At 46.4% G+C, this 25869-nt stretch carries 21 protein-coding genes; 14 read left to right on the top strand and 7 right to left on the bottom strand.

What is annotated here, in order from left to right:
* Nucleotides 1-180: 180 nt before the first annotated feature.
* Nucleotides 181-984, top strand: coding sequence for an ion transporter (locus ACWQXP_RS00400; protein ID WP_454060853.1), 804 nt, complete (start codon nucleotides 181-183; stop codon nucleotides 982-984).
* 35 nt (nucleotides 985-1019) lie between these two features.
* Here the strand turns inward: ACWQXP_RS00400 and ACWQXP_RS00395 are convergent, their stop codons facing one another.
* From ACWQXP_RS00395 to ACWQXP_RS00385, 3 genes are all read right to left on the bottom strand, one after another.
* Nucleotides 1020-2453, bottom strand: a complete 1434-nt coding sequence (locus ACWQXP_RS00395) for a hypothetical protein (RefSeq protein ID WP_454060852.1) — start codon at nucleotides 2451-2453, stop codon at nucleotides 1020-1022.
* A gap of 446 nt (nucleotides 2454-2899) precedes the next feature.
* Nucleotides 2900-4402, bottom strand: coding sequence for a M20/M25/M40 family metallo-hydrolase (locus ACWQXP_RS00390; protein ID WP_454060851.1), 1503 nt, complete (start codon nucleotides 4400-4402; stop codon nucleotides 2900-2902).
* Nucleotides 4403-4686: 284 nt separating this feature from the next.
* Nucleotides 4687-5196, bottom strand: coding sequence for an SRPBCC family protein (locus tag ACWQXP_RS00385; protein WP_454060850.1), 510 nt, complete (start codon nucleotides 5194-5196; stop codon nucleotides 4687-4689).
* A 469-nt stretch (nucleotides 5197-5665) separates the two neighbouring features.
* Here ACWQXP_RS00385 and ACWQXP_RS00380 point away from each other — a divergent pair, with 469 nt between their 5' ends.
* The 6 genes from ACWQXP_RS00380 to ACWQXP_RS00355 all read left to right on the top strand — a co-directional run bounded on the left by ACWQXP_RS00380 (nucleotide 5666) and on the right by ACWQXP_RS00355 (nucleotide 9767).
* Complete coding sequence (locus ACWQXP_RS00380; RefSeq protein ID WP_454060849.1) at nucleotides 5666-6058, top strand: hypothetical protein; 393 nt, start codon at nucleotides 5666-5668, stop codon at nucleotides 6056-6058.
* A 173-nt stretch (nucleotides 6059-6231) separates the two neighbouring features.
* Complete coding sequence (locus ACWQXP_RS00375; RefSeq protein ID WP_454060848.1) at nucleotides 6232-7179, top strand: ROK family protein; 948 nt, start codon at nucleotides 6232-6234, stop codon at nucleotides 7177-7179.
* A gap of 219 nt (nucleotides 7180-7398) precedes the next feature.
* Entirely contained in the window at nucleotides 7399-7986 is a 588-nt protein-coding gene (locus ACWQXP_RS00370; RefSeq protein WP_454060847.1) for an SAM-dependent methyltransferase, read from the top strand.
* A 167-nt stretch (nucleotides 7987-8153) separates the two neighbouring features.
* Nucleotides 8154-8390: a GNAT family N-acetyltransferase gene (locus ACWQXP_RS00365; RefSeq protein ID WP_454061123.1), complete on the top strand. Its 237-nt coding sequence runs from the start codon at nucleotides 8154-8156 to the stop codon at nucleotides 8388-8390.
* 7 nt (nucleotides 8391-8397) lie between these two features.
* On the top strand, nucleotides 8398-8976 hold the full coding sequence (locus tag ACWQXP_RS00360; RefSeq protein ID WP_454061122.1) for an NADPH-dependent FMN reductase: 579 nt from the start codon (nucleotides 8398-8400) through the stop codon (nucleotides 8974-8976).
* A 137-nt stretch (nucleotides 8977-9113) separates the two neighbouring features.
* Entirely contained in the window at nucleotides 9114-9767 is a 654-nt protein-coding gene (locus ACWQXP_RS00355) for a hypothetical protein (RefSeq protein WP_454060846.1), read from the top strand.
* Nucleotides 9768-9962: 195 nt separating this feature from the next.
* Here the strand turns inward: ACWQXP_RS00355 and ACWQXP_RS00350 are convergent, their stop codons facing one another.
* The 3 genes from ACWQXP_RS00350 to ACWQXP_RS00340 form a co-directional block, all read right to left on the bottom strand.
* Nucleotides 9963-10319: a YdbL family protein gene (locus ACWQXP_RS00350; protein ID WP_454060845.1), complete on the bottom strand. Its 357-nt coding sequence runs from the start codon at nucleotides 10317-10319 to the stop codon at nucleotides 9963-9965.
* A gap of 17 nt (nucleotides 10320-10336) precedes the next feature.
* Complete coding sequence (locus ACWQXP_RS00345; RefSeq protein WP_454060844.1) at nucleotides 10337-10552, bottom strand: YnbE family lipoprotein; 216 nt, start codon at nucleotides 10550-10552, stop codon at nucleotides 10337-10339.
* A gap of 93 nt (nucleotides 10553-10645) precedes the next feature.
* Complete coding sequence (locus ACWQXP_RS00340; RefSeq protein WP_454060843.1) at nucleotides 10646-13477, bottom strand: intermembrane phospholipid transport protein YdbH family protein; 2832 nt, start codon at nucleotides 13475-13477, stop codon at nucleotides 10646-10648.
* 115 nt (nucleotides 13478-13592) lie between these two features.
* On the opposite strand from ACWQXP_RS00340, the gene ACWQXP_RS00335 reads away from it, so the two are divergent.
* The 7 genes from ACWQXP_RS00335 to ACWQXP_RS00305 all read left to right on the top strand — a co-directional run bounded on the left by ACWQXP_RS00335 (nucleotide 13593) and on the right by ACWQXP_RS00305 (nucleotide 25440).
* Nucleotides 13593-15284 (top strand): glutamine--tRNA ligase/YqeY domain fusion protein, encoded by a 1692-nt coding sequence (locus tag ACWQXP_RS00335; RefSeq protein WP_454060842.1) that lies wholly within the window; start codon nucleotides 13593-13595, stop codon nucleotides 15282-15284.
* 249 nt (nucleotides 15285-15533) lie between these two features.
* Nucleotides 15534-16187, top strand: a complete 654-nt coding sequence (locus ACWQXP_RS00330; RefSeq protein WP_454060841.1) for a DUF1579 domain-containing protein — start codon at nucleotides 15534-15536, stop codon at nucleotides 16185-16187.
* Nucleotides 16188-16746: 559 nt separating this feature from the next.
* Nucleotides 16747-16986, top strand: coding sequence for a hypothetical protein (locus tag ACWQXP_RS00325; RefSeq protein WP_454060840.1), 240 nt, complete (start codon nucleotides 16747-16749; stop codon nucleotides 16984-16986).
* Nucleotides 16987-17491: 505 nt separating this feature from the next.
* Nucleotides 17492-19267: a tetratricopeptide repeat protein gene (locus ACWQXP_RS00320; RefSeq protein WP_454060839.1), complete on the top strand. Its 1776-nt coding sequence runs from the start codon at nucleotides 17492-17494 to the stop codon at nucleotides 19265-19267.
* Between the two features lie 1282 nt (nucleotides 19268-20549).
* Nucleotides 20550-23069 (top strand): BREX system ATP-binding domain-containing protein, encoded by a 2520-nt coding sequence (locus ACWQXP_RS00315; protein ID WP_454060838.1) that lies wholly within the window; start codon nucleotides 20550-20552, stop codon nucleotides 23067-23069.
* 392 nt (nucleotides 23070-23461) lie between these two features.
* Entirely contained in the window at nucleotides 23462-24784 is a 1323-nt protein-coding gene (locus ACWQXP_RS00310; RefSeq protein WP_454060837.1) for a hypothetical protein, read from the top strand.
* Between the two features lie 275 nt (nucleotides 24785-25059).
* Nucleotides 25060-25440 (top strand): response regulator, encoded by a 381-nt coding sequence (locus ACWQXP_RS00305; protein ID WP_454060836.1) that lies wholly within the window; start codon nucleotides 25060-25062, stop codon nucleotides 25438-25440.
* A 153-nt stretch (nucleotides 25441-25593) separates the two neighbouring features.
* Here the strand turns inward: ACWQXP_RS00305 and ACWQXP_RS00300 are convergent, their stop codons facing one another.
* Nucleotides 25594-25845 (bottom strand): hypothetical protein, encoded by a 252-nt coding sequence (locus ACWQXP_RS00300; protein WP_454060835.1) that lies wholly within the window; start codon nucleotides 25843-25845, stop codon nucleotides 25594-25596.
* Between the last annotated feature and the right edge of the window lie 24 nt (nucleotides 25846-25869).

The raw sequence follows: 25869 nt of genomic DNA, 5'->3' as shown, positions 1-25869 counted from the left end.
TACCTGTCATGTATTAGTCTTCATCACGTATCATTCTTCACAATAGATTCGTTTATGTCTTTCGGGCATGTGAGTGCGCAGGGTATGATCCAAAAGGTTTTTGGATTATCTGCTAGCTTTTTTTATTCTACTTCCAGTATTTTCATCGATTAATAACTATTCAATTGTGAGTTGATTTCTATGAAGCAATTTGCTCGTCGTATTGTGGGTACACCATTGTTTGAGCGTTTGATTATCGGATTAATTCTTGTCAATGGCGTGATTCTTGGGATGGAAACGTCTCCGGATCTCGTCGCGCAATTTGGTGATTTCTTTCATCTGGCTAATCACTTCATTCTTGGCGTATTTATTCTCGAGGCCGCGCTCAAGATGATGGCTGTTGCCCCGCAGGTGAGCCGGTATTTCAAAGATGGCTGGAATATCTTTGATTTTTCGGTGATTGTGTTTTCCTTAATTCCTGCGACCGGGGAATTCGCCATGATCGCACGGTTAGCGCGTCTCCTCAGAGTGGTTAGGTTAATTTCCACTATCCCTGAACTGCGACTTATCGTCTCGACGTTAGTTCGATCAATTCCCAGTATGATCCATGTGATGACCCTGATGGGTGTTATTTTTTATATTTACGCCATCACGGGCTTTCAGTTGTTTCATGAGCATGATCCAACACACTGGCGGTCGCTGGGAATTTCCTTGCTGACCCTGTTTCGTGTGGTTACACTGGAAGACTGGACTGACGTGATGTATAAGGCTATGGAGCTGTATCCATTTGCGTGGATGTATTTTGTCAGTTTTGTCGTGTTGGGGACTTTTGTTGTTGTAAACCTGTTCATCGCGGTCGTTATTAATAATCTTGACGAAGCCAAGGCCGAGCGGTTGCGGGAGCTTGAAGCGCCAGTCACACAAGAAGAGATTTTGAAAGATCTACGCGAAACGCAAAAAGCTCTTAAACGTCTGGAGGACAGGTTGGAGCGTGTACCATCGTAGTGTGAGAGATAACGAAAGCGGTGTGAGTATCAGTCTTATCGACGGGGAAAAAATTTCTCCGTTAACGTTTGCCCTTTCCGTTGAAAAAACTTAGCATTGGTTGGGCAGGGCATTCCAGCCTCGACCCACGGGTCCACTTTCCTGAACCAGAGACTGAGTTTCTTTGACAATGGCACGCGGAGGTCTTTGCCCGATGGCGTGAGGCCATCGCTGATAGCCCAGATTATTCGCGGATTCTCGTGAAAGTGTTGGGTCAATCGTTCACGCTCGAATGGAGGTTCGACCTCTCCGTCTTTATTGATAAATGGTCCAGTGACCTTACGGCACACTCGAATTGCATCCAAGTCTTTCCAGTCAAGTTCTTGTACCGAGAGCGGAGAAAACCATGCATTCTTGAGATAGGGTGCCTTGTGGCATGTTGCACAAAATGTAGGATTCTGTGGTCTAGCTTCCTCGTCAAATTCATACGGGAACTTTTCTATGCCGATGCGATATTGATGCATGTCGACAATTTTATCGTGTGTGCCGAGAGCATGACAGGTTGTGCATCGATCATGTGAGAAAATTGGATGAAGCACGGACTCGTAATAACTGATGGTCTTTGCGTAAATCTTAATTGAGTCTGACTCCCAGGTCTTCTTGCCTTTTGTCACAACGACTTTCACGATTTTCGGCCATGTTTTGACTCGGACATTGTCAAGTTGCACTCTGGTGAGGAGAGTTCCGTGTTTACTAAAACTCAATCGGGTTAACGGTGCTTCTTTTCCATCAACCGTCAATGTAATGCAACATTGTTTTTTCTTGACGAGATTTTGAAGATCAACCACTTTGCTGGGGATGAACGATGGTTGAAAGGCTGATTTTTCCCAGTACCCTCGCCATCTGAAGGTAAAGCTGCCGGAATTGAGCGTATCATTCACGGGAAGTCGCCAGGTGGTTTTTAATTTTTCCCCTTTGTAAGATTTCTTGGAGTCATCGTATCTGACTGAGACCGAAGCTAAGGAAAATTGCGGGATGAGAGCCTTGTCCGTATTTATCGCGTTGAGACGCTGCATGATCTGTGCACTGGGTATGTGAAGAGGTTGAGCGGCACGGAAATGTTCACTGCCCTGTGTGCCCCATGCGTCCCATCTCTCGCCATTCGGACGAAGCAAGGTAATGACTCGATGATCTTGCTTATCTGAAGACATCAATGCTATCGGATGAGTCATCGACTCTGTATGATTCGTGGCAGTGGCTTCAATGAGCATTGAGTCCGACTCGGTGCCTTCCTCGGCAAACAAGCGTATTCCATATCTTTCGGTTTTGATTTGATAGGCTCCCGGCATGACAGTAATGTCTTCTCCGGAAGGCGTGGGGAAATGTACTGCCTCGTCAATTTCTACTGTCGCGAGTTCTTGTTCAGCGATGTTCGTCGTCTGTGGCGTCGAACAGGCATGCAGGAGTGTCAGGCAACTCAGGAAACTCATGAGCAGGATGGACGATTTCGGTTTGTACCTCAGAAATTTTCTTAACATACCGTCACGAAGAAAAGTATTTCATTCGTTACTGTGAATTGGAGACTACAGGAGAGACAAGTCTTTAAGCTGCATCATACTTGCCGGAATACGCGTGATAGGTCTGATTGTTGATATGTTCGTGTTATTCGGTTCATTGTTTCGCAAAGTTTACATGTTGATGGTTTCACTGTTCTCGTGGTGTTTTGAATCTGAAATATGTAGTGTACCTAGGGTCATGAAATTTGTGAAGAAAATTCAGGAAATTAATTAATTATTTATACGTGTTGTTCCCTTGAAGTCAAGTTCAGTTCATCAGCAATAGAAGTTTAACACACGCATCACATCAATTTACCTGATAATTCTTGATAATTGATAATAACAAGAGAGCGTGTGAGCAACGATTTATCTGTAATGGTCTATGGACGTTGATTGGCTTGGAGCCATGTGAGGGTCAGCGCATATCGAGCGGCCTTTTGGAGTATTTCGGAATGAATGGTTTCCGCCGTATCGGAAGGCTGATGAAAATGCGAGTGCTTCCCACTGCTGACAATCGTTATCGTCGGTACTCCGGATTCGAAAAATGGAACATGGTCGCCACCAGGGAAAAATCCATAGAAATGAATTTTTTCGCTGAGATCAGCCAGCTTGGCCGATTGTTCTCCAATGGCTTTTGATTGCCGGGTTATTCCAACCGTCAGTTTGCCATTGCCCACACCAACATGATCGATATTGATCATCACGACGACTTTGTTAAGCGGATGTGTGGGCTGACTGACATAGAGTTTTGATCCCAATAGCCCTCGTTCCTCTCCATCAAATGAAATGAACACGATCGTTCTGGCAGGGCCGGGTTTAGTTTTCGTCAAGACCCGGGCGAGTTCAAGCAGGACCGCTGTGCCTGAAGCATTGTCGTCAGCTCCCGCGAATAGTTGGCCTGCCTGTTTGCCAAAATGATCTCGGTGAGCACCGACAATCACCATTTCATCTCGAAGGAGAGGGTCACGTCCTGGGATTGCTCCAAGTACATTTATGAGTGATCCGGATTCTTGCTTACTTTCCAACTGAAGACGTGCGGTGATTCCCAGTTCAAATGAATGGTTATTCGAGTGCTTATTGAGTTGAGCTTGGATATTTCGCAAAGAACGTGCTTGTGATGTAAAAAGTGTGTCTCCCACCTGTCCGCTTATCCAAACCCCGGGGAGAGGTCGTTCGTCGGCAGAAGAACTCGAGTACATCGCGAGAGGAGCTTGCCCCATGCCTCGGCGGGCGTCATAGCGATTGAGGATCGGTCCCGTGAGCGTAATAAACCCTGCTGCCCCGTGTCTTCGTGCGGTCTGTTCTTTTTCCTCATGCGTGACCCAGGTTGAATGATGTTCAGGCTTTCCTCGCAGAAACATGACGATTCGATTGTGGACATCAATGCCTTCATAGTCATTGACGCCATGCGCAGGATCATCGATTCCGTAGCCCACAAATATGACGGGTGCCAGAATGTTTGCAGAAGGAGAGTCAAGGATGGGGGAAAAGTCGAACCCCAGCTTTGGTGAAAAGGTTGTGTGCTTGAGGGAGCCTTGAACGGTTGTAAATTCTGCCATCGCGGGTTCAAGAAGTTTTGTTGCAGCGTGTGGGTGTTGTTGCCTCCACGAAAGATTTGTCCTAGAAGTTGTTCGTTCTCCTGCCGGAACCAACTCTAAGTGCTTCAAGCGTTTCATTACAAATTTGGCTGATTTCTCTCCTCCAGCGGTGCCCGCCTGTCGTCCTTCTAGCTCTGTACTGCTTAAGGATTCAATGTCCCTGAGCATCCGATTGAGGTTAATGTTGTGAGTGATCTCATCGATTTGGTCTGCACCCAATACCCTGGTGAATGGCCATAACAACAAGAAAGCAATGAGTTGAATAATGGTGAGATAATTTCGCATGCCGCACTTTCTCATATTTGGGGTTCTACTGTAAGCGATGGGTTGGTAAAACCTTGAATCGGTTGCCAGAGAATTTCAGGCCAAGACCATTCGATTGTAATCTTGGTCGGTGTCAAATGATGTTTCAAGAAGAAGACCCTCATTAACTGGTGTCGCATTTTTGTCCATTAAGTATATGATTCGATATCATAAGAATTGACTTGTCAGAGCGATCTAAACGGCCTAGAACCTGACACCTACCGCTTACTTTTAGTCTCTCCCTCACGCATGGGATATGCTGAATGTCATTTGGAAGACCGTAACCTCACTTGATGCTGAATCCGTTTGAAGTGATCTTCTAGTCCATTCCGTAATGTCCACTCGTAAAAGAAATTTGGGGTCCAATCTGTGAGCGAACCTTTGGGCTGAAGGGTGAGGCTCATGGTGGCAAGGGTGTTCTCAGAATCTTGTGTCGGGGAAAAGTCCCACCGCAATTGGTATTGCAAATAATCACCGTCGAGCAAATGTAATTCAAACATGTGAGGGGGCGATTCGTGTGATGTGACGCGTAAGTGAGTGGTCCAGGATACAAGAACGTGTGGGATGATCATATCAGCGATGACCGAGCAGTCTTCTGGGCAGTCGGTGAGGTGTATGTGAAAGCCTTCAGGGAAAAGTGTCGACCACTGCCCGTAATCAGTAAGAATCATAAATGCTTGATCTGGAGCGGTCGGCAATTCAATGCTGGCATGGATCAGGGCTGTACCTTTTTCCTGTATCTCGATCGTCAGAATTGGAGAACCTTCTTCTGCCAAGCTCAACACAGGTCTGAACAAACTGAACACTATAGTTAGAAATAAGTACAAAAAGAGAGAGCGTTTGTGCATTCTTACGGGACCTGAATTATTTAAAGGCTAAAATGATCATTGACGTTCCTAATCGAACATTTTATGAGAGGGTGACTGAATGGCGTATGATTCTTGCATTCGAAGCAGGTAGTATTCGCGAACGATCGTGGGTTTGAGCGTCAGCGCTAATGACTCTTTACGAAGGCAACAGTTCAGTGTTTGGTTCGCATAAGTTTTAGACGATACCTCATCTTGAAAAATATGAATAGTCAAGTCTATTATTGATCGTCTGCAAATACGAATCCTCGTCGATATGGAATTTTCTTGAAACGAGCAGAAGGCCACACGCTTATAATACGGTTCCCTTAAAAACAGTCAGGGGCTTGGGCTGTCGGTTAATTTTGGCTCAGAACTTTGACGATACGCATGGGGTGACATGATGCATTATTCTTCTATTGGGTCCTTCTGTTTTTTTGCTCTTTTTTTAGGTTTCTGGTTAGCCACCCCTATTTTAGCAGAAACCCAAGACCCCAATTCCGTCAAACAAGAATCCACGGAAAAAGATTCAAAATCATCAAATTCACCTGAAAGGAAATTACCGCAAAGACCCGTCCCGTTTGCTCACTTTGAAGAGTCACTTAAAAATTCTGAACATTGGAAAACCCTCTCACCTGAAGAACAAGAGGAGACTCTGGAAAACATTCGGCTCCAGCGAAAACGTTTTTTTCAACGTGAAGTCGAACGTCAAAAACAGTACAGGTCACTCTTGGAAGATAGCGAGAAAAAAAGTTCTCGCCCCTCACGTCGCAATCGTGAGCCTGTCGAATAAACATTCCAAATTTTGGGAAAGGTGTTATTTCGTCAGGACTCATTTCTTTCACTCTGCCTCCCAAGTCATGTCTGCTCCAGGCTTGTTTTAAGATTACAGGAAGTTCATGTCAACGACTCTACCGCAGTGTTGTCGGTGCTACACGAACAGAAAGCTCAAGGTTCAGTAGATCTATGTGTGTCATATGTGTTGTGTATGGCGCAAATTTGTTAGCAAAAGAGGGTATGCGAATAGGGATAGATTTAGGCGGAACCAAGATCGAAGCCATCTTGTTGGACGAGAGTGGATGTGAGCTGACACGTCGCCGTGCGATAACTCCTCAAGGAAACTATCAAAAAATCCTTGACGCGATTCGTCAACTCGTCGATGAAATTGAACGGGATTTTAAGACTGAGGCGCTTGTTGGTCTTGGGATGCCTGGGACGATTTCTCCGGCAACGGGTCTTGTGAAAAATGCCAATTCCGTGTGCCTCATTGGTCATCGGTTGCAAGAGGATCTTGAGGAACGACTCGGCCGTACTGTCCGGTTGGCCAATGATGCCGATTGCTTTACGATGTCAGAGTCTTTGGATGGGGCTGCAGCGGGAGCACAATTGGTTTTTGGTGTGATTCTCGGGACGGGTGTTGGCGGCGGGATTTCTTGGAACGGTCAAACCTTACGTGGTCCCAATGCGATCGTTGGGGAATGGGGTCATAATCCGTTGCCATGGGCCGAAGATGATGAACGTCCTGGCGAGCCCTGCTATTGCGGGAAACGGGGTTGCATTGAAACGTTCCTGTCAGGACCTAGCCTTCAGAGAGAATATTTTCAAGCGGCTGGGCAGCATGTGTCGCCACAAGAAATGGACCATGTGTCCCAACGTGGCGATACAGCAGCGGAATACACGTTGAGGCGGTATGCGCATCGGTTGGCACGGGGCTTAGCCTCTATCATCAATCTCATGGATCCTGAAGTCATTGTGCTGGGCGGGGGGTTGTCGAATATCGAGCGGTTGTATACAGAAGTGCCTCGGCTTTGGGGCGAGTGGGTGTTCTCTGATCGAGTCGACACGAAACTCGTTCGGGCTAAGCATGGAGATTCTTCTGGGGTGCGTGGCGCGGCTTGGCTTTGGCCATCCTAATTTGCCATAGTCCAAATCTCATCTGACGGATAGCGTCAGATTTGATCGAGCATAGTACCAAATGCGGACATTTCCAGGGCTAACGGCAACCGGCGGTTGTCGACCCATAGCAGACAATTGCCTTTTTAATTGATAAGAGTCGCAAATTACTGTTTTGGTATTCTTAAATCTCTACAGACGAACACTGTCAGTTGAAAATTTTTGGCTGATGGAGGCTACATGTGGGATGAACGATATTCCGGAGACAAATATATCTATGGAACGGAGCCAAATTCATTCCTTGCTGAACATGCAACTATGCTTCGTGATCCTGTTCTTTCTTTAGCTGAAGGTGAGGGGAGAAATGCTGTTTTTCTTGCCTCACTGGGATTGAAAGTGCACGGGGTCGACGGATCAGAAGTGGGACTTGCTAAAGCCCAGGCGTTAGCAAAGTCCAAAGGCGTAAAAATCCAAACAGAAGTCATTGACCTGGGAACTTTTGAGCCAGCAGAGAGTTGTTACGGATCCGTTGTGTCGATTTCCTCGCATCTTCCGAGTGCAATTCGACGAAGACTGTACCCGTTAGTGGAACGATGCTTGAGGACTGACGGTATTATCCTTCTTGAAGCATACTCGGAAGCCCAACTAGCTCGTGATACTGGTGGACCAAAGGATCCTGATATGTTGATGACACCTGCTAAGATCGAACGTGAGTTTCCGAACTTTGAGCCGATTCTTTTACGAGAACTTGAGCGAGAAGTTTCCGAGGGAACATACCATACGGGCCTAGCCGCGGTCGTACAGTTCATCGGTAAAAAGAAGGACTAACAAGTCACTTATCCCGCTAGCGCAATTCAGGAGAAATTGTAATAGAACGAATCATTCGTAGGTATGAAGATGCTGACTTAAAAGATGTTATGTCCGCTTGGGAAAATGCCTCAAAGATCGCACACCCTTTATGACCAGAAAAGTTTCAGGCACAAGTAAGGAAGGATATTCCAGAAATATATTTACCCAACGCCGATACGTGGGGCGCGGAAGTTGATAATCAAATTGCTGGGTTCATAGCGTTAATGGGTAATGAAATTGGTACGATATTTCTTCAGCCAGAACATCAAAGGAAGAAAATTGGCAAGTTGATGATGGATAAGGCTCAAGAACTACACAGCGATCTGGAAGTGGAGGTCTTTGAAAAGAATTCAATTGGCCGTAATTTTGATTCGCAATATTGAGGGCAGAATGATGGCTAAATTACTGTTTTTTGCAGGAAGTGTGCGTAAAGAGTCCATGAACAAGAAACTCGCAAAGCTCGCCGCCGATATGGCACAGGATGCTGGGGCACAAGTTACATACATTGATTTGAAAAACTTTGAAATGCCCCTATATAACGGTGACGTTGAAGCACAAGACGGTATTCCTGAAAACGCCAAAAAACTCAAACGGCTTTTTGTAGAACACAATGGTTTCTTCATTGCCTCACCAGAATATAATTCTTCCATGCCCCCACTTTTAAAGAACACATTGGACTGGATCTCACGCCCACATGAAGAAAATGAAGCGTCTCTGATTGCTTTCAACGGTAAAATCGCAGCCTTGGGTGCCGTCTCCCCAGGTGGATTAGGCGGATTACGCGGACTTGTACCGTTGCGGATGATGCTTGGCAATATTGGTGTAACGGTTGTGCCTTCACAAGTTGCTGTTGGCTCTGGTTTTCAGGCGTTTGACGAAAATGAACACCTGAAAGATGACCGTCAGGCTGGGATGCTAAAGGCAACTATTGATGAATTTGTGAAAATAGCGAATCGAATGACTGAGTGACCCATGCTGATTAGCCGTAAACTTCATGAGCTCGTATTTTCATTTTTCATGTCATGACTTATGTCTGTTGATACTCCCCCGGTACCACCTGAATTGAACGTGGTGCTGTGAAAACGTTGATCAGGAGGAGAGAGCCAATGAACACTGTACGAAATACCGGTCATTCGTTCGCTAGGGCGAACGAGGAATTCGAAAGCGAATGGGAAAACCAGCGAAACACGCGGTTTGAGTTACCGGCAGTTGATGTCAACAAGGTGTTGAGTGATCATTACGAAGTCATCAAGCCCATTCAACTGACGCGCAGTATGCTCTGGGACATGGAGCTTAAGAAGGCGTGGAATCCAGCTAAGTACATCCCTTATGTTGTCTCTCGCGACCATTCGTGGGGTCGTGACTCTTACAACGATGGCACTGAGCATTTTGTTAGGGAAATAGATGCCAAAGCTTGGATCATTGAAGATACGACCGGACCAGTATTCGAAGAAGTTTTCATTACCCACAAAGAGCAGAGGGTAATCTTTCTTGGGCGAGACGAACTGAAAACTGAGACTGGTGAGACCATCCGCACCAACGGATATCAGCCCTTGTTTCATGTGGAGCACGGCGTCGCGGGGACTGAAGATGCCCCTTTGAATACCTGGCGTATTGTCATTCTAACGGAGAGCAATGATCCGCGATATCATCAACCGTTCAAGGAAATGGTTAAGGCGGGCGGGCTCCCCGGATTCCTGGAAATCTACATCAATCGAGATCTGGACGTCCCGCTAAGTCGGAAAGAGCCTTTGTGGTAGATGGAGAGCTCAAATATCAGTATTTGTTGACGAGGGTTGGGTTTCCGAAGTGAAGGTTAACGGCCGCTTTTCGCCGACTGCCGCCTGATAACCGACCATATTCCCAACGGCCGCTTTTGAGCTGAACTATCACACCCTGTCAGGTCAGAAACGAGTTATGACATTATCATTTGCACAGCATAGAACCCGCGTTTATTACTTCTTCTGCCACTGGCCATTTGGCAATTGAACATAATGCCCTGCCTCGGTTTTTGAAAGTGCCGTCTTTCCGGCTAATGTTTCTACGGCCTTCAGCGTCGTTTTATTCCTCTTCGCAATTTCCTGATACTTGTCTTTTCGTTTTTGGTTGACCTCATTCATCAACGCTTTCATGTCCGGCGGTGCCGTTGGAGTGACAAGCGCAAGATACCCACTTACTGTCTCTCCGAGAAAACCTTGTGATTTCGCTTCATCAAGTGTTGCAGCGAATGCGGTGTTTCCTGCGTGAAGGCTTACAGTGATGAGCAGAATCATGAATAGTTGAAGGATTATTGAACGATGTTGTTGTGTCATCTCTTTCTCCATTCTGACTAGAAGAGGTCACTATCTTCAGAAAGCACTTGGTCGAGTTCTTTTTCAACCTTGACTCGAACTTCATGATCAATTTTGACATTGAGGTTTATGGTAATCGGTTTTTCAGGAGCGGTCACTTCCACCCGCGCTGTTGGGGTGCAGCCGATGAATAATGGCAGAGCGGTGATGAAGGCCAGAATGGATAAGATTGGGAACGGGTGAGGTCTGTTCATGGTGTATTGACCTTTATGAAAATGTGAACGCATAGGTCGTGAGACGTTTCGGAGGTCCACCTTATCCTGTCGAGTCGCGTGAAACGTACGAAACTAAAGCCCTTCCAGGAGATTTTCTTCTGAGCGCTGGAGGAGTTCTTCTATTTTGCCTTCGATATCTTTGGCGACTTGGAGGCTCTGTAAGAGGGCTGGGATGTTTTCTTCAACATTCAGATTAAAGTGAATAGGTTTTCCTTGATGGAGGTCGGGATTTTTCCCCTTAATCTTGGTTGCAAGCATCAGCTTCCCGTTATGGTCGTAGTCGGCGCCTATAGTCAGCTCATCATAGTGGAAATTGTTCAGTGCTTGCAAAACTAAATTCATATTCTCACTCGTTTGTTTCAGTGTCTCTGCGGTGCCTTCTGCCGTTCTATACCGAATGATGCCACCTGGCGGGCGAGCGGCAAGCCTCCCGTTGTGCACCTCAACTCCCTTCTCGGTGAGTGTGGCAGGAATAGTGCCATCAATGAGGCCAGTACCTTGGAGGCCTTCTTGTTGCTCGAGATTGAGAATGGCCCCAATATCCAGCCCTTGAGCATGGAGTCTCAGTTGCTGTCTAGGCTCAGAAGAGTCGAACGTAAAGTCATCACCAGAAATTTTTCCCTCAAACATGTCTGCTGAAAAACGACTAATCTCCACACGAGGTATGATGGAGTCTGAGATCGGGTTCAACTGGAAATTCATAGACAGATTGGAAATAGAGACCCCCGTTTCCAACTTTGCCAATGTGAGGGACGCTGGGCTCGGCATGGCCCATGTATCAGCGCCGACAAATGCCATTTTCGTACTCAACTCATCAAAAATGATGTTCTCGTAATGTCCTCCAAGGCGATCAATATTGATGTCAGCCTTTGCTTGTGTAATGGAAAATGACTTTTTGTCAGTATCTCTTGGCAGCATCCAAGAGGCTTCTGCCTTACCAGAAATCTGTCCGGTGGTGATGTCGAGTGGGTAGGCCCAAGGTTTGATGCTGGTTCGAAGATTGAACGCGGAAGGTGAAAATGTGATTGGGGCAAGTTTCATATGGAAATGGCCCTGCTGGGTGAGAAGGTCTTGATGCAGCCGTCCATAGATTGAGACCTGCGTGTCTGAAGTTTGCCCCAGCAGATTGACAAGGAGAGATTCCGGATTTGCAGAAAATCGAAATTTCCAATGAGTTGTTGGAGGTGTGACGTCTTGGATAGTGGTTGCCATACCCAGGAGGACAATTTGTCCCGCGCTCTGCCACGTTGAGAGGGATCCGTTCAGCTCATGTATGGAGAGCTTGGTATTTTGAATCGATAGGGTCTTATCTTCCCAAGATATCTGAGGCGTGTTGATTTTGAGAACAAGAGGATTCGTTTCCCATCGTTGATTCTTCAGATGGTAGGAACCCGTAAATTTTTTCAGAAATATAACATCAGTTTGGGGAACGAGAAGGTCATTGATCGGGAGCATCGTCATGTGTAAGGAAGATTGCGGTGTCAGCGATGCGGTCAGTGCTTCGTTTTCAAAAGAAGCCTCCCCTGAAAGCTTCCAGGTTAACTGTTTGATGGGGGCATAAGGTTCGAGCTGCTTCCCTACTGTTCCTGAAAAAAAATACGTTCCCTTTGCTGAAAGATTCTGAATCGATGAGCCTGTCATCTGTGTTAAAGAAAATTGAAGATCGATCGGGAAATTTTCAATGCTATAGCGTGTATGAATGAGCCCGTTCATACGTAAAACCGGGGGCTGACTCTTTAAATCAATTTGACCTGAGAGGGGTTTGGAAAAGTCTATGAAGAGTCGATGTCCATTGAGTGGTATAATCGCACGTGCAGGTTCTGGAATTTGAAGTTGAGCCACGCGGACGTGACTTGAGACTTCTGACTCCTGTGCCAGCGTCCAGGTAACGGTGTTATGGGTGGCGGCAAAGGTCCCGTTGGCCTTCACGTCGATATTTTGACCATAGGTCTTTAACTGTGGAAGAGCTGCGCGGATTTGAAACGTCCCGTTTATCGTCCCAGTTTTTTCTTTCACAAGAGAATTGATTGTCACCGAATGTGGAATGGTCCCGTTCCACTCGGCTGCGATGTTTCCTGTCATCTGTGAGAGATCATGTTCGACCGAGACGAACAATTCTGCCAGTTTCAGAACATTGGGGATGTCGATGTTGAGTGAACCCTGCAGCTGAAGGGTTTGATCGATGCGCGTCGCTTGAGACGTTATGCGGGCAAGTGTCGGTGGCGTGGAAGCCGGAGAGAGAATAACAAGATTGAGGTCGCCTATTGACGTTCCCGATAGCGTAATTTCGTAGTCCGGGATGTTCGCGCCCTGAATGTTGAAGTGAGTACGCAGCTCTTGATTTCTCGCGTCCACCGTTCCAGCGACCAGGATGTGTTGTAAGGGATCGGTTGCCTGGGTATGATCAATCGATATGTCACCGACCAACAGCTGTTCAAAAGGGAGCATCGGAAGGGGCGAAAGCAACTCGTCTGTGGTAAAAGATGAATCTTGTGATGACGAAGGGCCATTTCTTTCTTTCTCGGTTGTGGATATAGCGGATGCGGGCTTAATGATGAAATCCCCGCTTTCGATAGTAATTTGTGATACATGCCCATTAAAGAGTTGAGAAAGGTGATATTCAAATTTAATGTTCTTGAAGGTGCCTTGATAGGTTTCCTCAGCGAGATCTTTTTCAAATGCGAGTTTGTGGATAGTCAGCGTCTGGGTCGTCGGATATCCGAGTTGAATTGAGACGTGCCGGAATCCATGTTGTTTCAAGCCTTCTGTGAGCGCAGTAGTGGCCATCCATGGGAAACAGCCGTATGCAGCGACCGGGAGTATCGCAAGTCCCAATAGCCACCACCAAAATCTTCGTTGTTGGATTATCGTCACAGTCTCTTGTTTGTCAGAATCGTCGGACATTGCTTTACTGGAGTTTCTGCATCATGAGTAATTACGGTACTATGGCTGAATTACAGGACTGGGTATTAGGCCGTCAAGGTTTGAGAGATACATTGATTCTCAGAAAAGGAGTAATATGACCTCGGACAGTTCCTCAGGTTCCCAAGACTTTATTCGCACCATTATTGCTCAAGATGTACAGGAGGGAAAACATGAAGGACATGTGCATACACGTTTTCCTCCCGAACCCAATGGCCATCTTCATATCGGTCATGCCAAGTCAATCTGTTTGAATTTTGGTGTGGCGGAAGAACAGCAAGGACTCTGTAATCTCCGATTCGATGATACGAATCCCAGCAAGGAGAATGTCGACTACGTCACGTCTATTCAAGAAGATGTCAAATGGTTGGGATTTGATTGGGAAGATCGGCTCTATCACGCATCTGACTATTTTGAACGTCTCTATCAATTTGCCAAGAAACTCATTCAAGATGGGAACGCCTATGTGGATAGTTTATCGGCTGATGAGATTCGCTCAAATCGTGGAACGTTAACGGAACCTGGGATTGATAGTCCTCATCGAATTCGATCCATTAAAGAGAACCTTGATCTGTTTGCACGAATGCGTACAGGAGAGTTTGAAGATGGGGCGCATGTGCTTCGAGCAAAAATCGATATGGCCTCTCCGAATATCAATCTTCGCGATCCAACGCTTTATCGTATTCGTCGGCAACCTCATTATCGAGCTGGCGGTTCTTGGAGCGTCTATCCAACGTATGATTTTGCACACCCGCTTTCGGATTCACTAGAAGGCATTACGCATTCATTGTGCACACTGGAGTTTCAGGATCATCGTCCGCTCTATGATTGGGTGCTCAAGTCGTGCAATGTCGCCTGTGTCTCCCAGCAAATTGAATTTGCCCGACTGAATCTCAGTTATACCGTGATGAGTAAGCGTAAGTTGCGTCAGTTAGTCGACGAAGGTCATGTTGCCGGATGGGACGATCCTCGTTTGCCGACGATCAAGGGTTTACGTCGTCGAGGCTATACACCGGAATCTATACGGAATTTTTGCGAACACATCGGAGTGGCCAAACGGGATGGTACGATTGAAATGCCTGTATTGGAGCATGCCATACGTGAAGATTTGAATCAGTGGGCCCTTCGCGTGATGGCTGTGTTACGCCCGTTGAAGGTGATCATTGATAACTTTCCGGAAGGCCAGGCGGAAGACATGAGTGCTGTGAACAATCCGGAAGATGCCGCTGCAGGGTCACGAACCGTGCCCTTTTCACGTGAACTCTATATTGAGCAGGATGACTTTCGTGAAGATCCGCCGAAAAAATTTTTCCGTATGACCCCGGGGCAAGAGGTTCGTCTCCGTTATGCCTATATAGTTCGATGCGAGCATGTTGTGAAAGATGATCAGACGGGAGAGGTTCTCGAAGTGCATTGTACTTACGATCCGGAAACCCGAAGTGGAATGTCGCAAGCCAGTCGCAAGGTGAAAGGCACACTTCATTGGGTTTCAGCTGCGCATGCCGTGCCTGCAGAAGTCCGGCTCTATGAACCCTTGTTTTCGAAAGCCAATCCTGCTGATGAGAAACATGGAACTGATTTTCGTACGTACCTCAATCCTGACTCGTTGCAAATCTTGAGCAATTGCCAAGTTGAACCGAGTCTTGCCGAAGCCAGGCCTGGAGCCCAGTACCAATTTGAGCGACAAGGATATTTTTGCGTGGACCCTGATACGACGCGAGACCGGCTCGTATTCAACCGGACCGTTGCCTTACGTGACTCTTGGGCTAAAATTGAAAAAAAGCTGTAATCAACGGCACGCGAGAGGAACAGGTTGCTTGGATTCGAGGAAAGACTCGATTTGGAGTTTAGTGAGAGGTTTTGTGAAGTTCGATGGGGGACACGATGTGAAAAGATGTCTTGGGACGTTGCTGAAAAAGAATTGAAAGAGAGGGGAGGGATTGTGGTTTTTTCTGTGGTGTGTCAAGATTTGTTGGTAGAAAAATGAGGAATGCAGCCTATAACCCGGTATGTCACTCACGTAGAGAAAGGTAAGTTCATGAAGCCATGTATTTCTCAACGAGCAATCATTGGAGTATGCGGAGTCATCAGTCTCTGTTTCTTGTTTGTGAGTGTAGGGTATGGGGGAGATGCTTCTCAGCAAAAAACATCACAGCCTGAGGCCATAGATTCTGCAATGGAAACGATGATGGCCAAATGGCAGGCGTATGCGTCTCCTGGTGACAATCATGAAGTATTAAATCCCTTGGTTGGGACATGGAGCCATGTGGTGAAATGGTGGATCAAGCCTGGCAGTGTTCCTGAAGTATCAAAAGGCACGAGTGAAACCAAGTGGTTGATGGGAGGTCGTTACCTCCAGCACAGCTCAAAGGGCATATCGATGGGACAGCCGTTTGACGGATTGGGTTTTACGGGATTTGATAACAAAAAGAGAAAATATCAAACGGTGTGGATGGATAATATGGGAACGGGCATGATGACCGGCGAAGGCACCTATGATCCTGGTCAAAAGACATTAACAGACCAGGGACTATATACGGATGCCCTGATGGGGCAGCGAGCCTACCGTGGGGTCATCACGTTTGTTGATGAGAATCATCATCGATATGAGATGTTTAGCTTAGACCAAACTGGACAAGAATTTCGTATGATGGAGATCGTGTATACTCGAACAAATGAAGTTGAAAAATAAATAGGATATTGGTGAATGCGTCGTCAACAAAAATTGCAAAAACTCAACAAGTAGATCCTGTTTGATGAGAGCCCCATCTTGCTTCCGTGTCTAATCTCACCCTGTCTCTATTTAGCTGAGGGTCTCAGCTAATCGGTTTCTCAAGCAAAACCGGCCTGAGCCTTCCTTTTCTGAGAATCTCTTAAGTTTCCTTCATTTTTCGCTTTGGGACACAACGTGGTGTTTTCCCCTCTCTTCCTCACTCAATGAGTGGCTGTTTTCGAATCGACACGTTGCGATTGCTTTAGACGTATGGCCTCGAGGAACAATCGTTCTGTCATATTTTTGGCTAGACTGTCAAAATCCAAATAGATACAGGGATTATCTTTCTAGATACAGGCAGATGAACGGAAGATGTCTATGGGGTGCCTTGGTCTATTTGAGTGAAAGGTGTTGATTTTTGAGGAGAAAATTTTCATTGGTTTTTGCTTTCTTGTGAAATATCCCGATGGCATTGCGCTTGCTCTCATACAGAAATGTGAATTCAATCTCAATCACTATTTCAAGGGAGGATTTTCCAATGCGAAATTTACTTGTCCTTAAGAATACGGAAATATCATTGGCTAGCCAAATGGGTGTCCATACTCTAGACAACACCGCTCGTCTCCTTGGGCTGGCTCAGGGACTCGATCGAAAACAGCGATATGAGAAAATGGTAGAAAGCATTTACGGCGAACCTGAGGCGGCGAATCGTCTATTATTGAAAACGTTATGTATCTTAGCGCTAGATGAACCAAACGTGGATTATGCTGAAAATTAAAGAATGATGAAATGTCGTGAAACCTATGCCGATAGCTGTTTCAAATAACATCCGATGTTTGACGTCAGTTATGACGCTGGGAGAGCTTGGACTCCTGTCATTGATAGATCAAGAAGCCTTCACGATATTTTTTGCATGAGGAACTCTTTTTGAGCGCTCCGTCCTAAAAACAATCACGCCCAAGCTTCCTCAGATGAAACGCATGCCTTGTCGGGGCTCGTCCTCATTGTCGATTCGCCTCTTCCTTCCCATCGTGATTGATATTGTGTAGCTGGCAAGGGCTTGCTCACACTCACCTCTTTCGTCTCCTTTCTAGATTTTTATAAAAATTACCGACAAATGAAGTGGGCAGGTATGTCCATGTCCGTATTGCTCCGTTCAATCAATGATGGGAGTGATCGCTGTGTCAGATAACTGACGACGCTTGAAACGTATGACTTGCTGTAGACAGTAAAAAATGTGTGTGAACGCCAAATTGTGCCAAAGATGCCTCTTTTTGATCATTATGTCTACGATTTTGCTCGAGGGGTGCGTTGGACACAGTGAACGTTGGACTGCCCAGGGAACGACCAAACTTGAACATGGTGCATTCCATTCTCTAGATCTCAGCATCCCTATCGCCGAAAAATCTCATTCGTTGAATTTGAGAGACGAGAAAGGGGAGCACCCTGAGACTTTTAACGAGGTTCAGGCTGTAGTGAAAGACGCTGCAGCGATGGAATTTTCCGGTATTCAAATATTAGAACAAGATGGTGGACAGCTTTTAGGATTGGTTGGGTCGGAATTGCCCAATAATATGAGAGAAGACTTAGACTTTCCTGTCACTGTTGGACCCCAATTGCCGAACGTGATCTTAGAGGACGAGCCGTTATCAGTTCTGTGGGTGGATGGAGAGATACGACAGACGGAGCTTCCTAAATGGTATGAGATTTCTCAGGTGCCGTTCCCTGGCATCGAGGCGATAGCCGTACCGGGTTATTCGAGTGAGAAGGAAGTCGAAAACGATCCTCTGAAACCGATTTCAGGAGAAGACGATACGTTGGTGAATAAGAGAAAGAAATCCCCGGTCTTACCTATTGATAATGTTTCTGTGGCACAGGAACATCTAGAGGTCCATCATGAGGACACGCCGTCTTTCCCGAAAATCACGGGTAAGACGGTGAAAAATGTAGCAGAAACAACTAATGAAAAACCCATTCACATGCCATCGCCGAGTCTGTCTGCCCCGACATTGCCTGATGATCGCTTGAAGTCCGTCGGTGCTCCGCAGGAGGAAATGTTGGACCAAGGCCAGGATTTGGTAAAAGAGCGTAAGAATCCGCTGCCTCGCTCTACCCCAAGTGAAATAATGACGGAAGAAGTTGTTGTACAGAAGAAATCGCCACTGGATAGTCACGAAAAAACAGGACGATTGAATTCAGATGAAGAAGGAACCTTATCAAGGCTCGTTGGCGCTGAAAAGGAAAAACCTTCGGCGGCAGAGAATGCGTTAAGGTCGCCGAACACAACGTCGAAATTGGTATTAAGGAAAGAGCCTTCAGGATCTCAAGCAAAGAAAATGCTTGCTCCTTCAGAAACTGAAGTCATGTTAGCTGAAGCAAATAGTCATAGAGTGAAGGAGAAATCTAAGAAGGAAAATGATATTACTTCTAGTATTTTTGTTGATAGGGAGCCCGGGCAGTCCCTGACTGAAAGTCCTCTGCCAAGCCATAATAAACCATCAACGTTTGTGAACGTACCAGAAAAGTCAGTTCGCAAAAACAATGACACCATGGCTCTTGCTCCTGGACAGAGCGATCAGGCCTGTTCTCAAAGCCATACCTCATTGACACGATATCAGTCTCAAACAGTGCTTGCGGCACTTTCTCGATCGATTCAAACCTTTTTACTCACCAATCGAACAACGCAAAATAATCTGGAATTACACGATTGTTATCGCCAGCGTGCTTCTATCTATTTTCAGCTGAACGATCCAACTCAAGCGATATCGGATATTGATCGAGTTCTTCAGGAATCACAGTCAGTAAACGTCCAACGGTCGAGCGACCTTTTTTTTCGAGGCCGGGTGTATGCAAGTATGAATGCCTCTCAACACGTGATAGATGATGTGTCCGAGGCCTTGCAGTTAGGCTTGGATGGATTGAGTAAGGCACATGCCTATTACCTTCGTGGATTGTCATATCTTCGACTTCAGCAATTCGATGCAGGGCTCAAAGATTTGAGCCTGAGTTGTAGGGATGACTTTCCTAAAGCCTGCGCATTGTTAGAGAAGATTATGTGAGCGGTGGGTTTGTCAGATTGTTTCGAGGTATCCAGATCCGTGATATCACTTGTGAGAGCCCGACCGAAAGGCAAACGTTTCCATCAAACCATCTGGCATCGCTATAGATAAAAAAATTTAGTTTGATTCTGATGTGTCCTGTTTCTTGGCAAGGTGGTATGCGTTATGCTTAAAAATATAAATATGTTTAGTGTGTGGTGGATGTAAACTCTGTCTGAATAAGATTTTTTACAGCCATTTCTCTATCTGGGCATAAGATATGCTTTCTTTAATAAAATCTTGTGAAAATCAATGTTCTAGTTCATCCCTGTGTACAAATGAGCCTAGAAGGTATTACAATTATCAGTGAGTATAGCGTAAGGAGATTGTTCAAGCTCTGAATTGATTCTTCCGACAATGGATACTGAAAGGCTCATGAACTCGAAAGGCGAGGACAATGCTAAGTAAAATAACCTTTGTCATGCTGATGATTTTCTTGGCGTGTTTTGTTGTAGTGCTTTCATGGTTTGGTTGGGTGACCGGGTATTCTTGGTCTCGTCGAAAAGACAACCTTCACCACGTTTAGAATTTCACCTCCCCAATAACGATCGCTTCTAGACTTGTGGCTCATGACCGTTGCCGCAAGCTCTTCAGTCCTATCAATCGTAGCCACTCCCCTTAACGTCCCGGACATCGCCACCCATCACGTGGTAACCGCGAGATTCAGTATGTGAGACCTCTCGGTGTTTCTTGTCGGGCATGGTGGAAAGCTTTTCCATTTTACTGCCATCTTCCTAAGCCTTCCGATTGTCATCGATTTCTTCGGCTCCACTTCAATTACTGAAAAGTGTCACTGTGGAATTTCTTATTTTCGCGGAAGTAAAAGCGTGGCCGTAAGCTGACAAATTGTCACTCCAGAATCGCCTCGATTTCCAATAGAGTGGCAATTCGTTTGAAAGCGTGTATTTTTCTAGATGTAAATACTTTGGCTAATTATGGTGTTTTGAGGATCATTATAAAGATTGAGCTTTTCTACGTATCCTTACTTTTCGCATTAATTCCCTAGTCTCATGTGATCCATTTTATCGCTACCAGCAAGCACTCCGAGTCAACAAAAGTCTTTAACTGGCAACATATCTGTGATGTGTACAGCAATGTGAAGGGATCAGTAACAGAATGGAAGTGTTAAGAATATGAAGAAATTTCCGATGAATATATGTATATCGATGATGCCGTTGATATTCCAGTCATGAACCATGGATAACCACTTGAACGAAGTGGGGAAGGGTGTGAATGGTAAGTTATGAGCAAGCTTATTGAAGCATTGAATCGTCTGCAATCACTCCGGTCTGATGATGATCTGACAGGATTGGATTCACTACAGAGCCCGACAGATAATTTCCAGGAAGCACTCGTGACTGCGGAGGTTCCCGAGGTGGCTTATGAACCTCCGCCTGTCGTGGCAGAACCTATTCATCAGGGCAGTGGTCATGCTGCAGTCTCTATGGAAATTAATCAAAAAGCGTGGGTAGAGATTGTGCGACGAGAGTACTTGCAAGGTTATGTGCGCGATGGAGGAGGAACGGTGAAATTTGTCGTGCTGCCTGATGCCGACAGTCATAAATCGTTCGCAGACGAGTTAGGGGACAGTGCCAATCAAGAAGAATTCGTGTTTGCCAAAGTGGACGCGCGATATACCAAAGCCCATATGGTGGATCGTTTGTTTCATAAAGTCGCCAAACAATTAGATTGGGATGAGTTGGCGTATGAGTATGTGGTGCGACTCCTTGTCGATCATGGCTACCAAGTGCCTTCTCAGCGTAAGGAATTTACGTTGCATCATGTTGCGACGCTCAATGATCGGAAAGAGCCATTGTTGCGTCGTGACCTCCAAACCTGGTTGGAAGAGACTATTGAAAGCGATGCCAATCTGTGCCGTGAATTTCGAATGGCCATTATTCGGCTGTGTTTAGCGCAACTCGAAAGTGGAGAATCAGATCGTGTGTTAGCCAATGCCGTGAAAGATTGGCTCTGCGGAGAGCTTCGCTTGATTTCTGGGGTGAAAAAAGCGCTGATATTCCAGAAAATCGTTCGTCATAATGCTCGCTATTTACTCTCGTCGCTGACTCATTGGCTTCGGCTTGCAGGGAAGCGTGGAATAATTATGACGTTGGATATTTCACGCTATCTTGTTGCCAAACGACCATCTGAGCCCGATAGGTCATTCTATTATAGTCCCACTGCTGTTCTCGATCTGTACGATATGCTTCGACAGTTTATCGATACGTCTGATGAATTAGAAGGGTTCATGATGGTGGTACATGCGCCCCCTGAATTTTTAACCGATGCCAAGCGAGGCATTGACCGTTACGAAGCGCTTAAACATCGCATTTGGGATGATGTGCGAGACAAGCATCGACAGAATCCATTAGTCCCGCTGGTTCGATTGTCTCCAACCTCGCCTTCGTTGGAGTCTTTGACCGTTGGGGAAGCCGGGACCGCCGGTTCAGAAAATGAGACGTTAATGGCCAGACGGGTGATTGAAGGCTTACGCGCAGGAGTTCCCAATGGTCATGTGGTAAAAACCTTGGGCTGTTCTCAAGGGGAAATTGAATGGCGCTTTCGCCGATTATTGGAAGGGACCCAACAGAACATTGCGACGGGACAGTGTTCCAAGGGGCTCATTGTTGAAGGGAGTTTCGGGAGCGGGAAGTCTCATGTGTTGGAATATCTTCAGAATGTCGCATTAGAGTCGAACTTTATCTGTAGTCGAGTCGTGATTAGCAAGGAAACTCCTCTGTATCATCCTGTCCGAATATTCCATGCTGCGGTTGAATCGGCCGTCATACCGGATAAAAAAGGCGAACTGCTTTCGGAAATTGCTAGTCAGTGCGATTCCTGGGACCCGAAGTATAAAAGTTTCTCGACTTGGGTCAATAGTACGGAAAGTGAGATTGATCCGCGTTTTGCCTCGACCCTGTTTTTGCATGAACGGATGGGCACCGATCAGGAGTTGGGATATCGCATGGCCCGATTTTGGACGGGGGATCCACTCGGAGTCGGAGAGCTCAAAAAATATTTAAAAGAATGTGGGATTGCCGGGCGATATAGTTTTGGGAAAATTTCACAGGCTGAGTTGGCTTCTCAACGATTTCAATTTGCTTCTCGAATGATCCAAGCGGCCGGGTATGCCGGATGGATTCTTCTAGTTGATGAAGTCGAGGTGATCGGTCGATATTCGGTGAATCAACGGGCCAAGTCGTATGCTGAATTAGCCCGACTAGTTGGAGGCCAGGACAAGATCAGCTACCCCGGTATTGGAGTCGTCGTGGCGCTGACGGATGATTTTCAGAAAGAGGTGCTGGAGGGAAAAGGAGATATGGTCAAAATTCCTCAGCGTCTTCAAGCTGTATCATCAGACGAGAATATCAAACTGGCCGAACAGGCTGAAATGGGAATGAAATTAGTCGAGTCTCGAAGAATTCCGATTGAAGGGCCGACTGAACCATTGATTCAGCAGACGCATCAAACCATTCGTTCTCTTCATGTTCAAGCCCATAATTGGCGTGATTGGGACCATTCTGCCATTGTTCCTCATATTGAGGTCCTGCCAGGGACACGTATGCGGGAATATGTCAAAAGCTGGATTACGGAATTGGATTTGAAGCGTTTGACTCCCGATGAAGCGGTTGAAATTGAGGTGGATAACCTCAAGTCTCATTATGAAGAGGATCGAGTCTTGGCCACAGTGAGTCAGGACGATTCCGGTTTTTCTCAGATTGAAAGTCCAGCCAATGCCTCTGAAGGTAACGAAGAGGTCTGACCATGTGACGATTGTGTTTGTCTCTGCGCTTTTCAGCCAAACTCCTGACGCTACCCGTCCTTTCCCATGAAGCGTAAGAGATCCTTATGACCTCTTACGCTTCTCTTTCCTAGGGAGTCAGTACGGTTACCTCTCGCCCAGAAGAACCTATTAGTGTTATTCTGATCTTTGTGTGTATGGTCGCGAGACACACGTCTTTCAACATTCAATTCCCACATTGATCTTCTTTCAATGACGGTCTTACTGCTCGAAAGCCTGTAATCGTAACCGTATCGTTGTTGACCGTTCTTCTCGATATCTCACCCCTCGTATCTCGAACACGAGTTTTGAGTTTCTAGAGAATCTTTTTAACCGCTATGTCCTGACTGTAAATGGGATTTCATGTGTGATCGATGACCACGTTGTCTCAGACTGAATCGTCTATCAGTCTTCGAAAAATATTTGAGCTGTGGTGGCCACTAGCCGGGAGTTGGGTGCTCATGGGCATTGAACTTCCCATTGTGAGTGCGGTCATGGCTCGACTCGCTGACCCCGAGATCCATCTCGCTGCGTACGGAGGCGTGGTTTTTCCGATTGCGTTGATCATCGAGGCTCCGGTCATTATGCTCTTGGCGGCCTCAACGGCGTTATCCCGAGATTGGACTTCGTATGTGTTTCTTCGACGATTTATGTTTCAGATGTCCGGTGTTCTCACCCTGCTTCATATTCTTGTGGCGTTTTCTCCGTTGTATGACGTGGTGGTTGCCGATGTCTTACACGTTCCTGACCCGATTCGAGAACCGGCCAGACTCGGGCTCATGTTGATGACGCCCTGGACAGGCGCGATAGCCATTCGTCGGTTTCAGCAAGGCGTTATGATTCGATATGGCCAAACGCGGTCAATTGGTTTTGGAACCGCGCTTCGATTAGTTGTCAATATTTCCATTTTAGGGTGTGGTCTCTACTGGGGGACGATTCCCGGGATCGTTGTGACGACTGTTGCGGTATCGTTTGGAGTTTTGACGGAAGCGGTTGTAGTGAATCGTTTAGTTCAACCACTCTTGCTGCGGATGCAAACTGATCAGAACACCGTGCCGTTGCCGTTGACCATGAGTCGTCTTCTGAGATTTTATGTTCCGCTTGCAATGACATCTTTTCTTGCGCTCATTGCGTTACCGATAGGCAGCGCAGCATTAAGTCGAATGCCGCGGGCATTAGAGTCATTAGCCGTGTGGCCCGTAATGGCTGGCCTCTCGTTTACTTTGCGAAGCCTCGGGTTAGCCTTTCAAGAGGTTGTGGTCGCGTTGATTGGGTATCCTGGAGCCAAAAAGATGCTCGGTCGGTTTGCTGTTGGGTTGGGCCTGACGACGAGCAGTCTTCTTTTGCTTATTGCCGCCACGCCGCTGGCTCGAGTGTGGTTTGGGGATATTGCGGGGTTGTCACCGGAGTTGACGGAGTTAGGCCGTCAGGCAATTTGGTTGGCCGTTTTGCTGCCAGGCTTAAGTGCAGTTGAAAGTTTTTTTCAAGGCTCACTGGTTCAAAATCACCAGACAAGAAGTATTACTGAAGCTGTCGCAATTTACCTTTTCACGAGTGCCTCCATCTTAACGGCTGGAACCTATTATGGTCAGGTTGCCGGGCTTTACGTCGGCCTATTGGGTGTGACTTCGGGGCTCGTGTGTCAGACGTTGTGGCTGTGGTATCGCAGCTCCTCCTCTACTCACATTCCAGAATGAGTGAGGCACTTTCTGCAGTTTTGAAACTCTTTCACTCATGGGCGATAAAACTTAATTCGGCTCATTACTGTAGGAGGAAAGATACTTTTCAAGTATTTATGTATGGTTTTACCTCCACTTTCTTCGTCTCATTTAAAAAAGAAACATATGTAAAAGCCATTGAAATACTTATGAAAATATCAATATCTTCTATTTTAATGAAAAAGGTACATCATTTGCTGCCATTTACATCCATGCGTGAGGTGTCGTGTGGCCTTAACGGAGGGGTTGGGGATATGGAACGAATCTTGATGATTGGCGGTGATGAGTCCGTCCGAGATTCTCTGGCCTTGACTCTCGAGTGGGCTGGGTATGATGTGTCAGAAGCTGCAAATGCTCGGGAAGCCTTAGCCTTTCATCAGCAAAATCCTGCCTCTGTCATTGTTGCAAATGATCTTGATGCCGATGAGGAAGGTTTGGAGCACATCCAAGCCCTTCGCAGTCATTCCCCAACATTGCCCATTATTACGATGTCGGGAACCATTCCCTCCAGTGATCAAGAGCAGATATCCATTAGTCACATTTTAGGGTCGGTGTACTGCCTACAAAAGCCGTTCACGATGGATGAGTTTCTGGTCACCATTCAAACGGCGCTTCCTCGTTTTTCGCATTCGTAATCCCGCGTTTTTCTTTCCCATTCAACGTCTTTTTCTGTAAGCTTTCTTCTGTCTCTGAAACTTGATTCGTTGGTTTGATTCAAGAAAACGGAATCGTCACTCCTCTGTCCATCACAAGATGAATCCTTAAAGAGAGCGGTGAGACGATGCAGCTTAATCGCTCGGCGGCTCAAAATGTCCGGGTATGCGGTTTTGCCAGGGGACTGTGGCGGTCTGTGCTTGTTTGAGGAGGCTGCGGAGATTGACTTCAGCAGCGCGCAGAAGCTTCGGTTCGCCGCTTTGAAGGAGGGCGGTCAGAAGCGAATACATTTCTCGTTGTTCCTGAGGTGAATGGGCGATGAGTTCGAGAATGGGATCTGGAGAGTCTACATTTGTCCAATCACTATCTTTCTCATCAGGCCTCATCGCGAAATATAAAGAAAATCTGTA

The sequence above is a fragment of the Candidatus Nitrospira salsa genome, assembly GCF_965152625.1.
Note: the sequence above shows the minus strand (reverse complement) of the source record. Positions and strands in the feature narration are given on the sequence as shown.

Coding starts and splice junctions, on each gene's coding strand:
- ACWQXP_RS00345 (WP_454060844.1), bottom strand. CDS start 10,552: ATGAACAGACCTCACCCGTTCCCAATCTTATCCATTCTGGCCTTCATC.
- ACWQXP_RS00325 (WP_454060840.1), top strand. CDS start 16,747: ATGCGAAATTTACTTGTCCTTAAGAATACGGAAATATCATTGGCTAGC.
- ACWQXP_RS00315 (WP_454060838.1), top strand. CDS start 20,550: ATGAGCAAGCTTATTGAAGCATTGAATCGTCTGCAATCACTCCGGTCT.
- ACWQXP_RS00320 (WP_454060839.1), top strand. CDS start 17,492: ATGTCTACGATTTTGCTCGAGGGGTGCGTTGGACACAGTGAACGTTGG.
- ACWQXP_RS00390 (WP_454060851.1), bottom strand. CDS start 4,402: ATGCGAAATTATCTCACCATTATTCAACTCATTGCTTTCTTGTTGTTA.
- ACWQXP_RS00330 (WP_454060841.1), top strand. CDS start 15,534: ATGAAGCCATGTATTTCTCAACGAGCAATCATTGGAGTATGCGGAGTC.
- ACWQXP_RS00340 (WP_454060843.1), bottom strand. CDS start 13,477: ATGTCCGACGATTCTGACAAACAAGAGACTGTGACGATAATCCAACAA.
- ACWQXP_RS00400 (WP_454060853.1), top strand. CDS start 181: ATGAAGCAATTTGCTCGTCGTATTGTGGGTACACCATTGTTTGAGCGT.
- ACWQXP_RS00360 (WP_454061122.1), top strand. CDS start 8,398: ATGATGGCTAAATTACTGTTTTTTGCAGGAAGTGTGCGTAAAGAGTCC.
- ACWQXP_RS00335 (WP_454060842.1), top strand. CDS start 13,593: ATGACCTCGGACAGTTCCTCAGGTTCCCAAGACTTTATTCGCACCATT.
- ACWQXP_RS00395 (WP_454060852.1), bottom strand. CDS start 2,453: ATGAGTTTCCTGAGTTGCCTGACACTCCTGCATGCCTGTTCGACGCCA.
- ACWQXP_RS00375 (WP_454060848.1), top strand. CDS start 6,232: ATGTGTGTCATATGTGTTGTGTATGGCGCAAATTTGTTAGCAAAAGAG.
- ACWQXP_RS00305 (WP_454060836.1), top strand. CDS start 25,060: ATGGAACGAATCTTGATGATTGGCGGTGATGAGTCCGTCCGAGATTCT.
- ACWQXP_RS00355 (WP_454060846.1), top strand. CDS start 9,114: ATGAACACTGTACGAAATACCGGTCATTCGTTCGCTAGGGCGAACGAG.
- ACWQXP_RS00300 (WP_454060835.1), bottom strand. CDS start 25,845: ATGAGGCCTGATGAGAAAGATAGTGATTGGACAAATGTAGACTCTCCA.
- ACWQXP_RS00350 (WP_454060845.1), bottom strand. CDS start 10,319: ATGACACAACAACATCGTTCAATAATCCTTCAACTATTCATGATTCTG.
- ACWQXP_RS00380 (WP_454060849.1), top strand. CDS start 5,666: ATGATGCATTATTCTTCTATTGGGTCCTTCTGTTTTTTTGCTCTTTTT.
- ACWQXP_RS00370 (WP_454060847.1), top strand. CDS start 7,399: ATGTGGGATGAACGATATTCCGGAGACAAATATATCTATGGAACGGAG.
- ACWQXP_RS00310 (WP_454060837.1), top strand. CDS start 23,462: ATGACCACGTTGTCTCAGACTGAATCGTCTATCAGTCTTCGAAAAATA.